The organism is Bacillus sp. FJAT-27251, assembly GCF_001273925.1.
Classification (GTDB): Bacteria; Bacillota; Bacilli; order Bacillales; family Cytobacillaceae; genus Mesobacillus_B.
On record NZ_LIGG01000001.1, the window covers coordinates 3,454,407 to 3,471,283 of the forward strand.

Genomic DNA, 16,877 nt, shown 5'->3' on the forward strand with positions numbered 1-16,877 from the left:
CCTTCCCATTTCATCAGTGAATATCCTTCTTTTTGAATTTACCTCCGCGGACCTCTGCAATATCCGCAATGGCCAGAAAGGCATTGGGATCCCAGTATTGGACTATCCTTTTCAGCTTTGATTCCTCTATTCGGTTGATCACACAAAAAATCACTCTTTTATCGGCGCCGCTGTAAGCTCCCTCTCCATTGAAAAAGGTTACACCCCGTCCGAGCCGTGCATTGATACTGTCAGCTATCTCCTGTGAAAATTCACTGATAATCCAGACAGATTTCGATTGTTCGAACCCTTCTACCACGGCGTCAATTGCTTTGGAGGCAATATAATAAGCCAGCAGGGAATACATGGCACGTTCCCAGCTGAACACAAACCCGGAAGCTGTAAGGATGAACAAATTAAAAAACATGATAATATTTCCTACTGACACCGGTACTTTCTTATTGATTAAAATGGCGAGGATCTCCGTACCATCGAGTGCGCCGCCGCTCCGGATAACAGTTCCGACACCCAGACCGATAAGCATGCCGCCAAATACGGTCGCAAGCAGCACGTCATCGGTGAATGCTGGAACTGGATGAAGCATAATCGCAAAAAGAGATAAGGCCGAAATCCCATAAATGGTGGATAATGCAAAAGTTTTGCCAATCTGTTTGTAGCCAAGATATACAAATGGAAGGTTAAGAAGAAACAGGAAAACTCCAAGCTTCCACCCGACAATATGGGACAGCATAATGGAGATTGCTGTAATCCCGCCGTCCACAACCTTATTTTTGACCAGGAAAATCTCCAATCCAACAGCCATAAGCACAGCCCCAAAGGTAATCAGGACAATGCGCCCAGCAACTTTTAAAGCTTTCCATTTTAGCTGATAGACCTGTTGTTCTTCTGAATTTGACATAAAATTCCTCCACTCTGTTAATATGGTCCAATTTACCTTTTTTAATAACGTAACTGAGCAACTAAATGCAGGGTGTAAAAATACTTTGACAATGCCTTGGGATGGGTGTAAATTCATATAGTAGTATATTCAAATAATCAGATATACAAAATTAATGTGGAGGCTGGGTTAAGTGACTTGGAGAAAATTGTTGTTTGGCAGATTAGAGAATTATTCTTTTCATGGCTTTCATAGGGATTTATTGTCCGGGCTGGTTGTTGGGGTAATCGCCATACCGCTGGGAATGGCCTTTGCAATCGCCTCGGGTGTCAAGCCCGAGCATGGTATCTATACCACTATTATTGCGGGTATCCTGATATCAGTGTTTGGTGGTTCAAAGTTTCAAATAGGGGGACCAACGGGTGCTTTCATACCTATATTATTTGGAATTGTCCTCACTTATGGGTTTGAAAATCTGCTGATTGCTGGCTTCCTGGCGGGAATCATGCTTGTGCTGATGGGATTGTTCAGGCTTGGATCCCTGATCCGGTTCATTCCGCGTCCAGTTACAGTTGGCTTTACTTCTGGTATCGCTGTCATTATTTTCACCGGCCAAATCGCAAACTTTTTTGGATTGGAAAATGTGGAAAGACACGAATTATTTCTTGACAATATAAAAGAAGTTTTCATGCGCATTGGAAGCATCAATCCGTTTAGTGTCCTGACTGGGACGATTTGCCTTTTGACCATTTTGTTGACACCAAGGTTTTTCAGGAAAATACCGGGTCCTTTAATCGGGTTGATTGTATCAACACTGGCTGCCTCCATTCTTTATCCGGGCCAGGTGCCGACAATAGGATCAACATACGKGGAAATTCCCGGTAACCTCCCGCAATTTTCTTTCCCGGATCTGACTTTGGATAAGGTGCTGCATATGCTTCAACCTGCTTTTGTCATTGCCCTTCTTTGTGCTGTTGAATCACTGTTGTCTGCAGTTGTAGCGGATGGTATGACCAATAGCCGGCACAATAGCAACAAAGAGCTGGTTGGGCAGGGAATCGCCAATATTGTCACGCCGATGTTTGGCGGCATACCAGCAACAGGGGCGATTGCACGGACCGCAACGAACATCAAAAATGGGGCAGTATCTCCAATGTCAGGCATCATCCATGGAATTGTCGTTTTGCTTGTACTGGTCCTTTTTGCACCATTCGCAGGCAGCATTCCTCTCTCCAGTATGGCTCCGATCTTAATGGTGGTGGCCTGGAATATGAGCGAGCGCCATGTGTTTGCCCATCTGGTAAAAACGAGGACAGCTGATTCGCTTATTCTGATGGTTACATTCCTACTTACGGTATTGGTTAATCTTACTGTTGCCGTTCAGGCAGGGCTGGTGATGGCTGTCATTATCTTCACGAAGAGAATGAGTGATATAATGGTGACAACAAAAGTACTGCCGAACCCCCATGCAAGAAACGAAAAAGTGGAGAGCCAAACGGTGTCAAATGTGCATGATTGTCCGCAAATCAGCATGTACAATGTGGAAGGGCCGCTCTTTTTCGGCGCCGCCCAGACATTTGAACATTCCATTATGAGCACAATCAACTATCGCCCGAAGGTGCTGATACTGAGGATGGGAAAAGTTCCTTTTATGGATACGACCGCATGCCCATCAAGCTAACAAAGTAAATTACTAGATACGAAATGATCCTTGTTTCAAAACTAGCGAGTGATGGAAAAGTAGGCATGCCAAAGAAACCTATTAAAACGCGATTTTTTCGCTAGGCAGCTTGTCTATGCTTCACCGTCGTTTCATACACAACCCCTAGAATATCAAAGACGGTCATCTTCTTATACCGATGACATTTACGACCGTTCTTTTTAAGCAGTTGATAAAGGCGATGCAGAATTTTCAAAAGTTCTTCTGTGCCAACTGCTATCGCTTGAAACAGTAACGGAAAGTAATCTTTAATCATATAAATTGCTTTGTATTCACTCAGCTCCTGCTTTTTCTTTTCAAGCAGAAGCTGTCGCATTTGAAACATCGTAGAAGAACAGAGGAGAATGCCAATAAGTTGTCCATATAAATGGCACTCTAGGCGTTCTCTTTTACTATTTTTACATTCATCAATTTCAAAGAATGACTTCCACGTTTTAAACAAAATCTCAATCTGCCAACGAAGTGAATACAATGAATGGACGTAATTCGTCAGTACTTCTTCTAGCGAAGTGTTCGTGATATATACATTCATGCCCATTAAACGTTTACTTTTATCCTTCATGACAATGCCTTTCTTCTTTTCACGTATCGCTTGGTTTTTCAAGCGTGTTTGCGTTTGATCATCGGTTAAACGATGGATAATGACACGTGCTGGAAGCTTCTGATTTTGGCCAATGTATGCCTCGGGGATTTCCATCGTTTCACCAAGGGTTAGACCAGACATCATTTGTGTCATATCAAGCTGGATGTATTCTGTTTGCTTTTTTAACGTGCCATTGTTGAAGTATTCTGGCTCAGGGTTCTTGATATAAATGCGTGTATTCAGCTTCAACCGCGAGATATAGTAAGCCTCTTTATCATGAATGGCTTGTAAGTCTCCTAAATCGAAGTAACCAAGATCACGCAAACACAAATCGCCGGCCTCTACGGTTTCAAGGCAGATGGTACCGTATGTTTTATCATTATTTTTTCCTGGTCCAAGCTGCACGTTAAGAAATTGACCACTCAGTAAATCATATTCCAATTGGATTTTCACGCCTGCCGTATTACTACTCCCACCTGAACCCTGATAGTCAGTGGCGAAATGATCAGGCAGTTGAAACACTGTCGCATCTAAAATACGGATACGATTGAAAGTAGAGATCATGTGTGCAGAAAGCGATTGATTTGAACAGAGTTTTTGTGTGAGAAGAGAAGTAAAGACTTCTCGAAGAAATGCGACAGCTGCTGAATTAAAGCGTTGATTCAGTCCTTCTGAGCTCATCAGTACCCCAGTGGAAGCTTCTAACTGACTGCACAATTGTGTAAGTGATGTGCTAGCGATTTCTTGACTGAGCCATACGCAAAGGGCAATGAGTTCGTTTGCTTGATACTTACTAGATCGCTGTACAAAGCCAACTTGTTTGGCGATATCTTGTAGGACTACTGGAGATAAAAAGTATTGTAGTTCTTGTGCAAAAAGATTCAGTTCATTTGAAATGATAGGACTCATCAAAAACGCCATCCTTTCTCGTAAACTTCTTACGATAAGCATAGCGTTTTTTCATTTTGAGGGTATGATTTTAACTTCGCTTGATGGGCATGGGGTCCCGGTAGCAAAACGCGGAAAATATACGTATAATAAGCTAATTTCTGAATGAAATAAGCCGATTTTTCCTATGCTAAGGAATTATCGGCTTTTCATATTGGCTAAGTAATCATAGGATTTTGAGAGATGCTATACTCCTTTTTAAAAAGCTTAACCTTATTTAACACCCTGAATCTGAGATCTTTTTTATGTAATCAGATGGAAGAGTGGAAGGCTAATCCTTAAGGTATGATTAATTTTCTCAGATTCATTTGATTCATTATCTGAAACTTTTCCCAAGTTATTGATAAGTTATTGTTGGAGTAGTTACGTAAATCTATAATGGCTTTATAGATAGCGCTTTCTTATAAAAACAAAAAGGAGTGATTAATATGATGCAGAAATTGCAGCGATTTGGTGGAGCCATGTTTATTCCAGTAATGATTATGCCCGCAATGGGATTGTTACTAGGGTTAAGTAATACTCTATTAAATCAGCAAATGGTTGGAAATATTGCGGCTGAAGGTACCGTTTGGTATATATTTTGGAGAATGATTCTTGATGGAAGTTACGTTGTCTTTCAAAATATCCCACTTTTATTTGTTATCGGTTTATCTATAGGTTTAGCGAAAAAGTCGAAGAGTAGGGCTGCACTAGAAGCTTTCGTCATTTATATGTTTTTTAATGTATTTATTAACTCATTATTATCTTCATCTGGTTCAGTTTTTGGTGTGGATTTCTCTCAAGACGTAGGTGGATATAGCGGTTTAGCGAGCATAGCAGGTATTAAAACGCTTGATACGAGTATGGTTGGTGCATTAGCTATCGCGGGAATTGCAATCTGGCTTCATGATCGTTTTTATGATAAAAAGTTGCCGGATATTTTAGCTGTCTTTCAAGGAAGTGCCTTGGTCACAATTTTAGGATTCTTAATAATGATTCCAGTTGCTATTTTAACTTGTTTTGTTTGGCCCCATATTCAAGAATGGATTTTTTCACTTCAAGGGATTTTGAAAACATCAGGAGTTATCGGAGTGGGGCTCTATAGTTTTCTAGAAAGGATACTGATCCCTACAGGTTTACACCACTTTATCTGGCAGCCATTTGCTTATGGGCCAGCTGCTGTAAATGAGGGACTGCTCACCTATTGGTTTACGAATGTCGCAGATTTTGCAAACTCAACAAAATCGATGACCGAGTTATTTCCTCAAGGTGGTTTCATGATGTTTGGGAATTCGAAAGTATTTGGAAGCTTGGGTATAGCCATTGCACTTATCATTGCAAGCAGACCTGAAAAAAGAAAACAAACAATTGGTTTAATTTTACCGGTCGCATTGACTGCAGTTGTCACCGGTATAACAGAACCACTTGAGTTTACTTTCTTATTTATTGCTCCTTATTTGTTTCTTGTTCATGCTGTACTATCTGGTCTAATGACTGCAATTATGTATGCCTTTGGTATTTCAGGTAATTTTATATATGGTTTACTTGACTTCTCTATTACATGGGCAAGTACATGGCAAAATCATTGGGGAACTTGGCTGCTTCAAATTGGTATTGGTTTACTGTTTACATGTATTTATGTTGTTTTATTTAGATATCTAATTATAAAGTTTAATATTTTGACACCTGGTAGAGAGCTTGATGATGTAGAAAGCAAATTATTTACTAAAGCGGATTACAAAGAAAAAAAATCAGGAAATACAGGTGGAGATCGATCTTTTGATCAATTAGCAGAAAATTTTTTAGCTGACTTAGGAGGCGCTGAAAATATTCAGGATATTACGAACTGTGCGACAAGACTGCGGGTTACCGTAAAAGACCCTGAAAAGTTAAGTAGTGAGCAAGGGTTCCGAGCACATGGAGCACATGGTTTAGTTAAAAATAAACAAGCTGTCCAAGTCATTGTCGGACTATCAGTTGGTCAAGTGCGAGACAAAATGGAAGGTTTAATTAATTCAAAATAGTAGTGATCATCTAAGTTGCCAATGAATGAGACTTTTCCCAATATCCTTTAAAGCTCTTAATATAAGCAGAAACGTGAAGTATACTCACTTTAAAGAATCATAGAATGAATAAATACGAAAAGAGGGAATGAAAATGAAAAAGAATTCAGTAGTGATTGCAGGCGGAGGAAGTACTTACACAGCAGGAATTGTCATGATGCTAATTGAGAATCAAGATAAATTTCCTTTAAGAAAATTGAAATTTTATGATAACGACAAAGATCGTCAAGATATTGTAGCGAAGGCTTGTGAAATTATCATTAGAGAACGAGCTCCTGAAATTGAATTCATTGCTACTGTAGATCCAGAAGAAGCATTTAGTGGTGTTGATTATGTAATGGCACATATTCGTGTTGGTGGTCTTTCAATGCGTGAACAAGATGAAAAAATCCCATTAAAGCATGGTGTTGTTGGACAAGAAACATGTGGTCCTGGTGGTATGGCATATGGTATGCGCTCTATTCCTGGAGTAATAGAATTAATTGACTATATGGAAAAATATTCACCAGACGCTTGGATGTTAAATTACTCAAATCCAGCTTCAATAGTTGCCGAGGCAACACGTATTATGCGTCCTAACTCCAAAATCATTAATATTTGTGATATGCCAGTTGCCATCAAAAAATCAATGGCAGATATTTTAGGATTAGCATCTGAGAATGATATTATTGAACGTTACTATGGATTAAACCATTTCGGATGGTGGACAGAGCTTTATGATAAAGAAGGTAACGACTTAATGCCAAGATTGAAAGAACATGTAAAACAATGGGGATATGGAGCAAAAAATGATGGAATTAACAATCCGTTGTTAGCAGAATCTAGCTGGATGGATACATTCACTAAAGCGAAAGATCTATATGCTATTGACCCAGATACACTCCCGAACACATACCTAAAGTATTATTTGTATCCTGATTATGTTGTGGAGCATTCAAACCCATCACGTACAAGAGCAAATGAAGTTATGGATCATCGTGAAAAGAATGTTTTTGATGAATGTAAACGAATTGCCCAATCTGGGACAGCCAAAGAGACAAGTATTGAGGCAGGAGAACATGCTGAATTTATCGTGCAATTAGCAGGTGCTCTTTCATACAATACGTATGAAAGAATGTTATTAATTGTCCCTAATAATGGTGCTATTGAAAACCTTGATCCAACTGCAATGGTTGAGGTTCCATGTCTAGTAAGTAAAGCAGGTGTTGAACCATTGTCAATGGGAGTGATTCCTCAATTCCAAAAAGGTTTAATTGAACAACAAGTATCTGTTGAAAAATTAGTTGTTCAAGCTTATTTAGAAAAGTCTTATCAGAAACTTTGGCAAGCACTGACATTATCAAAAACAGTACCAAGTGCAAGTGTAGCGAGAGAAATATTAGATGAACTTATTGAGGCAAACAAGGATTTTTGGCCAGAACTTTCTTAAGTAAAATGGATTTGCTAAACTAAGTAGCAGGGTGTGGGATTTAAATAAGATCTCATATCCCTTTACTTATTTAACCAAGTTGGGAGGTTCTCCTATGAATCTTGACGATTTAATTAATAAAAATTATGAGTATTTAAGCGATACTGATTCTAATATTGCAAAATATGTTCTTGCTAATAAAGATAAGATTGGGAAAATGGGAATTAATCAGTTAGCGATTAATAGTTTAGCTTCCAAATCATCTGTCTTAAGATTTACTCAAAAGTTAGGTTTCAGTGGATATAGTGAATTTAAAAACTTTGTAAAATGGGAAGATGCTATTCCTGATGATACTCTTGAACCAAATGAATTATTGGATCAGATTATTTTTGATGTAAAAAAAACGTTAGAGTATTTAAATAAAGTAGACTTAGAACCCATTTATGAGGTAATAGAAGAAAGTGATAATATCTATGTTATTTCAACAGGAATTGCACAGGGAAATCAAGCTGCAGAGCTGCAACGATTATTCTTACTTATAGGTAAACCTGTTCAATTTATTCCTGGTATGGTACACGCAAATGAATATAGACGAGTTATAGAAAAATTAACCTCAGAAGATTTAATTATATTGTTCTCTCTTTCTGGTGAAAATCCCACTTTACAAGGTTTACTAGATATTCCCGCAGTGAAGGGGGCAAAAATTATTTCTGTTACGAACTTTAAAAGTAATTGGTTATCAGGAAATGCAGATTATAATTTGTATGCGTCCAGTACGATGAATCCTAATCCAAGGAATTGGTGGGTTCGGTCTGCCTCTTCTTTTTTTATTGTTGTGGAAGCATTGGCATTCGGTTACATAGGTTATAAAAATAAAAAACGATAGTCGAAAGGTAGTGAAATAATGTTTTTTAAAAGGCATAAAAAAGAAAAAAATATTATGATACATAGTCCTCTGAATGGCGAAGTTATTCCATTAGAGAGTGTTCCAGATCCAGTCTTTTCACAAAAGATGATGGGGGAGGGGTTAGCGTTCATTCCAACTAGTGGGGAAGTGGTTTCCCCTATAAATGGAAAGGTTACACAAGTGTTTCCCACTAAACATGCAATAGGAATGTTAACGGAAGATGGACTTGAAGTACTTTTACATTTAGGTCTTGAAACAGTTGAATTAAAAGGAGAAGGATTTAATATCAACGTTAATGCAGGGGATGTGGTTCGTGCCAATGATTCTCTAGGCACGTTTGATCTTTCATATATTGAGGAAAGAGGAAAAGAAATCATTTCCGTCCTTGTTTTCCCGAATTTTGAAGAAAAAATATCTGAAATGATTCCTTTAAAGTCAGATGAAGTTGAAGCTGGAACGGAAATTGCTGAATTGATTTATAAATAACTCAAATTTCTTACCTGAAAATGGTCATCTAACCGTAAATGACGATTATAGAATTAAATATTTAAATGATCATTTAATCCAGGTAAGAGAAGCAATTTCTGATGGAGTTGAAGTGATGGGATATACTTCCTAGGGTCCAATTGATATAGTCAGTAATTCTACAGGGGAATTTAGAAAGCGTTATGGTTTTATTTATGTAGATAGAAATGATGATTGCGAAGGAAGTTTTAAAAGATACAAAAAGAAGAGATTTAATTGGTGCAAGAAGTCATTTCTTCTAGAGGAGAAATAATTAAGTAAAAAGTAGAACCTATTTCATTTTGTTAAGACAATTCTCATATCAAGAAAGTCATTCTTTTTTGAATTGGAATCTCATTATAAATCAAAAAACTAACAAGAGTATAGGAGATTAATTAATATGGTAGAAAAAACATTTACAATAACAGAAGCTTCAGGAATTCATGCACGCCCAGCAACCCTTTTAGTACAAGCAGTATCTAGCTTTCACTCAGAGGTGAATTTAGAATGTAACGGAAAAAGCGTTAACTTAAAATCAATTATGGGTGTTATGTCATTAGGAATTGCTCAAGCTGCTGAAATAAAAATTGTTGCATCTGGTTCAGATGAAAACGAAGCAATTGCTGCAGTGACTGAAACAATCACGAAACAGGGGTTAGGAGAATGATTGTCCAAAGTCTAAAAGGGATTGGAGCATCAGCAGGAATTGCAATCGCAAAGGCATATCGTTTAGAAGAACCTGTGTTACAAGTAGAAAAAGGCAGTGTTGAAAATATCGCAGCAGAAATTCAACGTTTTACTGCTGCGATTAACCAATCGAAATCGGAGCTTGAACAAATAAAAGAACATGCTTTCAAAGAGCTAGGAGAAGATAAAGCAGCGATTTTTACTGCTCACCTTCTTGTCCTAAGTGATCCAGAGCTTATTAATCCAATCAAAGACAAAATCACAACTGAAAAGGTTAATGCAGAATTTTCCTTACAGGAAGTGGCAAACATGTTTATAGGCATGTTCGAGTCAATGGACAACGAATACATGAAAGAGCGTGCGGCAGATATTCGCGATGTAACAAAGCGTGTGATGTCTCATCTTTTAGGTGTAAAAATCCCGAATCCAAGCATGATCTCTGAGGAAGTTATTATTATTGCAGAGGATTTAACACCATCTGATACAGCTCAATTAAATCGACAATACGTGAAAGGGTTTACGACAGATATCGGTGGACGTACCTCTCATTCAGCGATTATGGCTCGTTCGTTGGAAATTCCAGCAGTTGTTGGAACGAAAACAGTCACAACTGATATCGAAAATGGCGTATTGGTCATCCTAGACGGCTTGACTGGAATTGTGATTGTCGATCCGTCAGCTGATATGGTGAAAGAATATGAAGAGACAAAAGCTGCTTATGAAGCGAAAAAGGCAGAGTGGGCAAAGCTTTTGAATGAGCCGACCGTTTCGAAGGATGGACAACAAGTTGAACTAGTTGCCAATATTGGTACGCCTGAGGATGTAAAGGGTGTGCTTGAAAATGGCGGCGAGGGTGTTGGCTTATATCGTACTGAATTCTTATACATGGGACGTACGCAGCTTCCGACTGAAGATGAGCAATTTGATGCTTATAAAACAGTATTAGAGAGGATGGAAGGAAAGCCTGTTGTTGTGCGTACGCTTGATATCGGTGGAGATAAAGAGCTTCCATATTTAAATTTACCAAAGGAAATGAATCCATTCTTAGGATTCCGTGCGATTCGTTTATGTTTGGAAGAGCAAGACATCTTCCGTACACAGCTTCGCGCGTTGCTTCGTGCAAGTACGTTTGGAAACTTAAAAATTATGTTCCCTATGATTGCAACTCTAGGTGAATTCCGTCAAGCAAAAGCAATATTAATGGAAGAAAAAGCAAAGCTACAAGCTGAAGGTGTAGTTGTTTCTGAGACAATTGAAATCGGAATCATGGTGGAAATTCCATCTACTGCTGTTATGGCAGATCAATTTGCAAAAGAAGTTGATTTCTTCTCAATCGGAACAAACGACCTGATTCAATATACAATGGCAGCAGACCGCATGAACGAGCGTGTTTCTTATCTTTATCAGCCATACAATCCAGCGATCCTGCGCTTAGTGAAAATGGTCATTGATGCAGCACATAAAGAAGGGAAATGGGCAGGCATGTGTGGGGAAATGGCAGGCGATGAAGTCGCAATCCCGATACTACTTGGACTTGGCTTAGATGAATTCAGCATGAGTGCTTCATCAATTCTGCAGGCAAGAAGCCAAATTCTTAAACTATCAAAGGCAGAAATGAATGCAGTCATCGAACAACTATTAAACATGGACACAGCTGAGGAAGTTGAACGGTTTATTAAGGAAATGTTTTGCAGCTGATAAATCCTTGTGGTTAGGTTTATCAGCTACTAAAATTAGTAAAAAAACAGGTTGAATTTTTCAATAACCTGTTTTTTTGTGTGTAGCTTTAAAATAAAGTTTATTTTAATGTTTATTTTTTAGTCCGTTTAAGTACACTTTTACGAACAGGTATTTTTTGTTCAAAAATAGTCAATATTAGCGTTCGTAAAACTTCTAAATTAATTTAAGAACGTTCAATGAATTTTATATACTTTTCCGAACGTTTTTTGATAGAATAAGAGAAAAAGAACCAAAATGAAGGAGATTTAAATGGACGTTCGAAAATTTGGATATATACGAGTTAGCAGCAAGGATCAAAATGAGGGACGACAACTTGAGGTCATGAAAGAAAAGGGGATAGACGAACGAGACATTTTCATGGACAAACAAAGTGGAAAGGACTTTAATCGAACTCAATATCAGTTGCTTAAACGAATGTTGAGAAAAGGAGATGTTCTATATATCCATTCCTTGGATCGCTTTGGACGGAACAAGGAAGAGATTTTACAGGAATGGAATGACATCACGAAGAACATCCAGGCCGATATCGTGGTCGTAGATATGCCATTGCTCGACACGACTCAATTTAAAGATAGTTTAGGAACTTTCATTGCGGATCTTGTTTTGCAGATTCTTTCTTGGATGGCAGAAGAAGAACGGGAACGGATTAGAAAAAGGCAGCGTGAGGGGATTGATCTAGCTTTGAAAAATGGAGTAGCTTTTGGCCGTCCAAAAGTTCAGGTAATGGAAGAGTTCAAAGAAGTTTATGATCGCTGGAAATCAGGAGAGATAACTGCTGTAAAGGCTATGGAAGAATTAGATATTAAAAAGACCACCTTTTATAAGCTAGTTAAAGAACACGAAAAGGATTTTAAATTGACTACTATATAATAGAAGGAACTAGTCTAAAAAGGTAAATGAATACGAACTACTTAATCCTAAGCGTTCTTCCTCAAAAGGGAATGATTGCTGAAGATTAGGACCTTCTGAATTTTGAATCGAATGAGTAATTATAGGGTTTTATAGTTTTTCATTTCGTTGTAGAGCGTTTCTCAAGCATGCTTTATGGGAAATCTCTCTTTTTTTATGTAATTCACATGAAATTATTGAAGAAAAAAGTTATGTTTCGATTTTCTCTTAAGTTTTCAAAAAGTTTTTTCAAGTTCTATAGAAAATTAAGGTATGGGCAAACCTCAATGAAAGTAAAACATATGTTTAAAAACCTTAACGAAAACCTTGTTTTAACAATGTTACTTTTTAATCTTAATTCAACTAATGGAGAAGTTCTCTTTAATAACGATCTTCCGCAATCGGGCCATTTAATTGAGGAACAACCTTGCAGAGAAATGGATATTCATAAAAATATAAGTGAGATTGTGAAGGAATTATTTAAAGAAGAAAGTACATATCATTTAGGGCTAATTTTTGAAATTAGTCTTTTTTTATGGATTAAGAAGAAAACGAATGTAAATTAAAGGATAAAAAGTAACATTCATTTTCTTTCGTTTAATAGATTTTTTCGTTCCCGGTGTGTTTAGGGGTACCAAACGATTCGAGGAATGAGGGGCTGTATATGAAAAAATTATCAATTATTATACCCTTCTTGATCCTCCATTTCCTTTAGCTTGCGATAAAACGCTGTCTGACTGACCCCCGTAATGGCATAAATATCCTTTACGGTTTTTTATCTGTTGTTTTTCGTAATTCAATCGCATGGTTCATTCCTGGATGTGTTTATAGTCGAACTATTGCCTCCGGTACGTCACACATTATCATGTTCTGTTGAAAGAAATAACTGTAAAAAAGTACTTAGTTAATTCTTCCGGTGACTGTGCCATATCATTTTGCATCCACCATTTTACGGTTTCAACGAAACTACCAGCAATATGATTAACAATATACTCTTTAGGAATTCTATCCAAGCTTTTATTTGGAATAAATCTAATAAACACCTGCTCCAAATACGACTTAAATACATTTAAAAATAACTCTCTGCTCTCACACGAAAGAATACCTTTGATATCCCTTCCTCTATCTTTTAAGTGGTATAAAATGTGCGTAATTTTAACCTCCAGGTCGTCATTGGCAGAGGAAAAATCATGAGAGCCTTCTGAAATCAGCTCTTCCTCAAAAACGTGGTCGAATATATCACTGCATAGCACCTTTAATAAATCGTCTTTGGTTTCAAAGTGTGAATAAAAAGTGCTTCTCCCAATGTTTGCTTCATCAATTATATTTTGAACTGTAATTTTCGAATATCTCTTCTGTGCCAGTAGTGAACTAAAAGCATTAAATATTGAGTCCCTCGTCTTTTGCATTCGTCTATCCATAAATCATCCTCCTTTCATACAAAAACAATGAATTGTTCAGTATCTTACATTTCGTATTTTTTGAATATTGTAGTTGAGTGAGAATCAGCTACAATAGATATCGAATACAATGTTCATTATCTTACAAATTGTACTTTAGTTTATGCAAAAGGTCAATTTAGAGGGAGTCCTGAAAATGGAAGATGTTACAATTCAAGATAAAACCACTAAACAGAAACTTTCCATCATCATTGCTTTAGCAGTCCCAGCAATGATTGAAAATATTTTACAGACTTTGGTTGGATTTGTAGATACTTTATTCGTTGCCAAATTAGGTTTAAATGAAGTCACCGCGGTAGGTGTGGCAAATGCAGTATTAGCTGTCTATATTGCTATTTTTATGGCAATAGGGGTAGGAACATCTTCTCTTATTGCCAGAAGTATCGGGGCAGGAGATATTTCAAAAGCGAAATCCATTGCTCGGCAATCCACCATCTTATCAGCCATTCTTGGACTGCTATTTGGTTTGATTACCCTCTTTTTTAGCGAGCCACTACTCCGTTTAATGGGAGCAGAATCAAAAGTTTTGGCAGATGGAGTCACTTATTTTCGTATAGTTGCCATACCTTCTATTTTTATTTCGCTTATGTTTACCTTTGGCAGTATTCTTCGAGCTGCTGGTGATACAAAAACTCCTATGAAAGTTAGTTGGTGGATTAATCTTATTCACATAGGATTAGACTATGTATTAATTTTTGGGATCTTTGGAATAGAAGGACTAGGAGTAGCAGGGGCCGCATGGGCAACAGTCATTGTACGAATCATTGGTACACTTCTATTGTTTTTCTATATTAAACGATCAAAAGTTTCCTTTTCATTATTTGGGAGTTCCTCAAGGGAAGATACCTTGTCTATTTTAAAATTATCTACTCCTACAGCAATTGAACGTTTAATTATGCGGTTCGGGCAGGTACTTTATTTTGGATTGATACTCAAGATTGGGGCTGATGTCTATGCTTCCCATTCGATTGCAGGAAATATCGAAACTTTTTCCTATATGCCGGGATATGGGTTGGCAATTGCAGCAACAACACTAGTTGGGCAAAGTATTGGGGCAAATAACCATAAAGATGCATATATGTATGGGATGTTAACAACTATTATTGGTATTTTTATAATGTCCATTGGTGGGGTATTATTATTTTTCCTATCACCTTGGATGGCAACTTGGTTCACAGATAATCAGACTGCAATTGATATGGTAGTAACTGCACTAAGAATTGATGCTTTTGCTCAACCTGCATTAGCCATTGGATTAATTTTAGTAGGAGCATTACAAGGAGCAGGAGATACGAAAAGTCCGATGTATAGCACAGCTATTGGAATGTGGTTGATTCGTGTAATAGGAGTATATTTGCTTGGAATTCATTTTGAAATGGGAATTGCAGGAGTTTGGCTTTCCATAGCAATAGATTTATATATTCGAGCTATCTTCCTGTTTTTCAAATTTAAAAAAGTTAATGAAGGAACAAATAAAAATGTCAATACTGTTGCTAAATTAAGTTAGTTTCTTCAACAATTGAGCGTGATTGTTGAAGATCAACAGTAGAAAACAATCAAACTTTATTATAAAAATTGCACAGTATTTCACAAAGAATTAACCCGTTTTGATCAATCTTTTTTCAAAACGGGTTCTTTAAATTCAACTTAAAATATGGGTCTGCGGGTTACCTTTGATCAAACTTTATTCCAAAGCTACAATAGCGCTTTAAATAACTTTGTGGGGGAAAGGGCATTAATCTTCTTTATTAAATAAATGGGCTAGATGGTGGAACGTTTTATTTTGATCAAACTTTTTTTCAAAATAGATTTTACTTATTTTGTTTGGAATGCATGATTATAAGATATTTTTGGTCAAGCTTTATTTTAGTTTCTCATTTCATATAAGACGTGCACCGCATTGAATACAAAATTCTAAATTTTTTTATTGAAAAAATGGGCGATTGAGAAGGATGTGGCTCCCAGGGCTGTAGAGTAATGATTTAGATTTGAATAACGGATTTCAATTTGATCCTCTTGGCCTTGATAAATCGAAAGCCTGTCCTTTAAAACATGTTCGATGGGATTGGTCATCCAACCTTGAAACATACTTATTCGATTGCCAATAATAATCACACTCGGATTAAATGTATTGATAATATTAATCAGTCCGTAGCCGATATTTTCGCCTAAGGTCGTTAGCAGTTGTAACACTTTCGGATTGCCCATTTTCGCTTCATTCAAAAGGAAGCTTAAATCCGTTTTCAAGTTCATTTGCTCTGCGGCTTCTAATAAGGCCCTTTCTGAAGCGTAAAGCTCCCAGCACCCCCGGTTGCCACAGGAACATTTCCTCCCATTCATATCAATCGTAAAATGACCCATTTCTCCTGAAACACCAGTAGAGCCCTTATAAAGGTCGTTATTAATAATGATCCCCGTTCCAATTCCAACTCCAATGCTGACATAGATCTGGTTTGCGATGCCAATCCCAGAACCGTATACTCGTTCTCCGAGGGCTCCTGCATTGGCTTCATTTTCAATTTGAACAGGGAGTTGAAATTTTTCTCCTACTATTTCTTTTAAATCAATATGTTTCCATTTTAAGTTGGGCGCAAAGGTAATGATAGTTTTTTGATTCACTAGTCCTGGAACACCTATCCCAATCCCGATAATCCCATAGGGGCTTTCAGGGGCTTTATCGATTAAGGTTTGGATCACTGTAAAAAGTTGGTCTGTTACATAGGATAATTCCGTTTCTAACAGATCCACTCTCATCTCTTCGATGATATTTCCTTTAAGGTCTGTCAGAATCCCTAACAGATAATTCACCCCTAAATCAATGCCAATGGAATAGCCTGCGTGATTATTAAAGTAAAGCAGGATTGGCTTTCGCCCGCCGCTAGATTGACCTTCACCAATCTCATATATAAACGAATCTTCTAATAGTTCGGAAACCATTGTCGACACCGTTGCTTTATTTAAACTGGTTTCTTTTGAAATTTGCGCACGGGAAATAGGAGCTTTCTCTTTAATTGTTTCAAATACAATCGATTTGTTGATTTGTTTCACAAGATATTGATCTCCAGTTCGGATTCTTTTCATTTTAATAAGCCTCACTTTTATATCGGAACCTT

General features: G+C 37.4%; 14 protein-coding genes and 2 pseudogenes. 11 read left to right on the forward strand and 5 right to left on the reverse strand.

From position 1 onward, the window contains the following. Positions 1-13 precede the first annotated feature (13 nt). Positions 14-898 carry a YitT family protein gene (locus ADU22_RS16110; protein ID WP_053363066.1) on the reverse strand — a complete coding sequence of 295 codons (885 nt, stop codon included), beginning with the start codon at positions 896-898 and terminating at the stop codon, positions 14-16. A gap of 172 nt (positions 899-1,070) precedes the next feature. Between ADU22_RS16110 and ADU22_RS16115 the strand changes: the two genes are divergently transcribed. After that, the gene (locus ADU22_RS16115) at positions 1,071-2,558 is read left to right on the forward strand and encodes a SulP family inorganic anion transporter (RefSeq protein ID WP_082252886.1); all 1,488 of its coding nucleotides are present in this window, start codon (positions 1,071-1,073) and stop codon (positions 2,556-2,558) included. Between the two features lie 100 nt (positions 2,559-2,658). Here the strand turns inward: ADU22_RS16115 and ADU22_RS16120 are convergent, their stop codons facing one another. Further along, positions 2,659-4,089, reverse strand: coding sequence for an IS4 family transposase (locus tag ADU22_RS16120; protein ID WP_053363067.1), 1,431 nt, complete (start codon positions 4,087-4,089; stop codon positions 2,659-2,661). Between the two features lie 467 nt (positions 4,090-4,556). Between ADU22_RS16120 and ADU22_RS16125 the strand changes: the two genes are divergently transcribed. The 9 genes and pseudogenes from ADU22_RS16125 (at position 4,557) to ADU22_RS16160 (ending at position 12,870) form a co-directional block, all read left to right on the forward strand. Next, positions 4,557-6,131: an alpha-glucoside-specific PTS transporter subunit IIBC gene (locus tag ADU22_RS16125; protein ID WP_053363068.1), complete on the forward strand. Its 1,575-nt coding sequence runs from the start codon at positions 4,557-4,559 to the stop codon at positions 6,129-6,131. Positions 6,132-6,258: 127 nt separating this feature from the next. Further along, the gene (locus tag ADU22_RS16130) at positions 6,259-7,599 is read left to right on the forward strand and encodes a 6-phospho-alpha-glucosidase (RefSeq protein ID WP_053363069.1); all 1,341 of its coding nucleotides are present in this window, start codon (positions 6,259-6,261) and stop codon (positions 7,597-7,599) included. 94 nt (positions 7,600-7,693) lie between these two features. Next, entirely contained in the window at positions 7,694-8,464 is a 771-nt protein-coding gene (locus ADU22_RS16135; protein ID WP_053363070.1) for a MurR/RpiR family transcriptional regulator, read from the forward strand. A gap of 18 nt (positions 8,465-8,482) precedes the next feature. Next, entirely contained in the window at positions 8,483-8,971 is a 489-nt protein-coding gene (locus ADU22_RS16140; protein ID WP_053363071.1) for a PTS sugar transporter subunit IIA, read from the forward strand. A 16-nt stretch (positions 8,972-8,987) separates the two neighbouring features. Then, positions 8,988-9,271: pseudogene (locus ADU22_RS25010) on the forward strand (family 1 glycosylhydrolase); the annotation flags it as partial. A 118-nt stretch (positions 9,272-9,389) separates the two neighbouring features. After that, positions 9,390-9,656, forward strand: a complete 267-nt coding sequence (locus tag ADU22_RS16145; RefSeq protein WP_053363072.1) for a phosphocarrier protein HPr — start codon at positions 9,390-9,392, stop codon at positions 9,654-9,656. Further along, the gene (gene ptsP, locus ADU22_RS16150; RefSeq protein ID WP_053363073.1) at positions 9,653-11,374 is read left to right on the forward strand and encodes a phosphoenolpyruvate--protein phosphotransferase; all 1,722 of its coding nucleotides are present in this window, start codon (positions 9,653-9,655) and stop codon (positions 11,372-11,374) included. Before ADU22_RS16145 ends, ptsP begins: the two co-directional genes overlap by 4 nt. A gap of 291 nt (positions 11,375-11,665) precedes the next feature. Next, complete coding sequence (locus ADU22_RS16155) at positions 11,666-12,286, forward strand: recombinase family protein (protein ID WP_053363074.1); 621 nt, start codon at positions 11,666-11,668, stop codon at positions 12,284-12,286. 305 nt (positions 12,287-12,591) lie between these two features. Then, entirely contained in the window at positions 12,592-12,870 is a 279-nt protein-coding gene (locus ADU22_RS16160) for a hypothetical protein (protein WP_156324373.1), read from the forward strand. 110 nt (positions 12,871-12,980) lie between these two features. Here the strand turns inward: ADU22_RS16160 and ADU22_RS25260 are convergent. Further along, positions 12,981-13,126: pseudogene (locus ADU22_RS25260) on the reverse strand (recombinase family protein); the annotation flags it as partial. A gap of 41 nt (positions 13,127-13,167) precedes the next feature. Further along, a complete protein-coding gene (locus ADU22_RS16165) occupies positions 13,168-13,725 on the reverse strand; it encodes a TetR/AcrR family transcriptional regulator (protein WP_053363076.1) in 558 nt (185 codons plus the stop codon). Between the two features lie 175 nt (positions 13,726-13,900). Here ADU22_RS16165 and ADU22_RS16170 point away from each other — a divergent pair, with 175 nt between their 5' ends. Further along, entirely contained in the window at positions 13,901-15,271 is a 1,371-nt protein-coding gene (locus ADU22_RS16170; protein WP_053363077.1) for an MATE family efflux transporter, read from the forward strand. A gap of 407 nt (positions 15,272-15,678) precedes the next feature. Here ADU22_RS16170 and ADU22_RS16175 read toward each other — a convergent pair whose 3' ends face one another. Beyond that, complete coding sequence (locus ADU22_RS16175) at positions 15,679-16,845, reverse strand: ROK family protein (RefSeq protein ID WP_053363078.1); 1,167 nt, start codon at positions 16,843-16,845, stop codon at positions 15,679-15,681. Positions 16,846-16,877 lie beyond the last annotated feature (32 nt).

Coding starts and splice junctions, on each gene's coding strand:
- ADU22_RS16110 (WP_053363066.1), bottom strand. CDS start 898: ATGTCAAATTCAGAAGAACAACAGGTCTATCAGCTAAAATGGAAAGCT.
- ADU22_RS16160 (WP_156324373.1), top strand. CDS start 12,592: ATGAAAGTAAAACATATGTTTAAAAACCTTAACGAAAACCTTGTTTTA.
- ADU22_RS16165 (WP_053363076.1), bottom strand. CDS start 13,725: ATGGATAGACGAATGCAAAAGACGAGGGACTCAATATTTAATGCTTTT.
- ADU22_RS16170 (WP_053363077.1), top strand. CDS start 13,901: ATGGAAGATGTTACAATTCAAGATAAAACCACTAAACAGAAACTTTCC.
- ADU22_RS16175 (WP_053363078.1), bottom strand. CDS start 16,845: ATGAAAAGAATCCGAACTGGAGATCAATATCTTGTGAAACAAATCAAC.
- ADU22_RS16120 (WP_053363067.1), bottom strand. CDS start 4,089: ATGAGTCCTATCATTTCAAATGAACTGAATCTTTTTGCACAAGAACTA.
- ADU22_RS16145 (WP_053363072.1), top strand. CDS start 9,390: ATGGTAGAAAAAACATTTACAATAACAGAAGCTTCAGGAATTCATGCA.
- ADU22_RS16125 (WP_053363068.1), top strand. CDS start 4,557: ATGATGCAGAAATTGCAGCGATTTGGTGGAGCCATGTTTATTCCAGTA.
- ptsP (WP_053363073.1), top strand. CDS start 9,653: ATGATTGTCCAAAGTCTAAAAGGGATTGGAGCATCAGCAGGAATTGCA.
- ADU22_RS16135 (WP_053363070.1), top strand. CDS start 7,694: ATGAATCTTGACGATTTAATTAATAAAAATTATGAGTATTTAAGCGAT.
- ADU22_RS16155 (WP_053363074.1), top strand. CDS start 11,666: ATGGACGTTCGAAAATTTGGATATATACGAGTTAGCAGCAAGGATCAA.
- ADU22_RS16130 (WP_053363069.1), top strand. CDS start 6,259: ATGAAAATGAAAAAGAATTCAGTAGTGATTGCAGGCGGAGGAAGTACT.
- ADU22_RS16140 (WP_053363071.1), top strand. CDS start 8,483: ATGTTTTTTAAAAGGCATAAAAAAGAAAAAAATATTATGATACATAGT.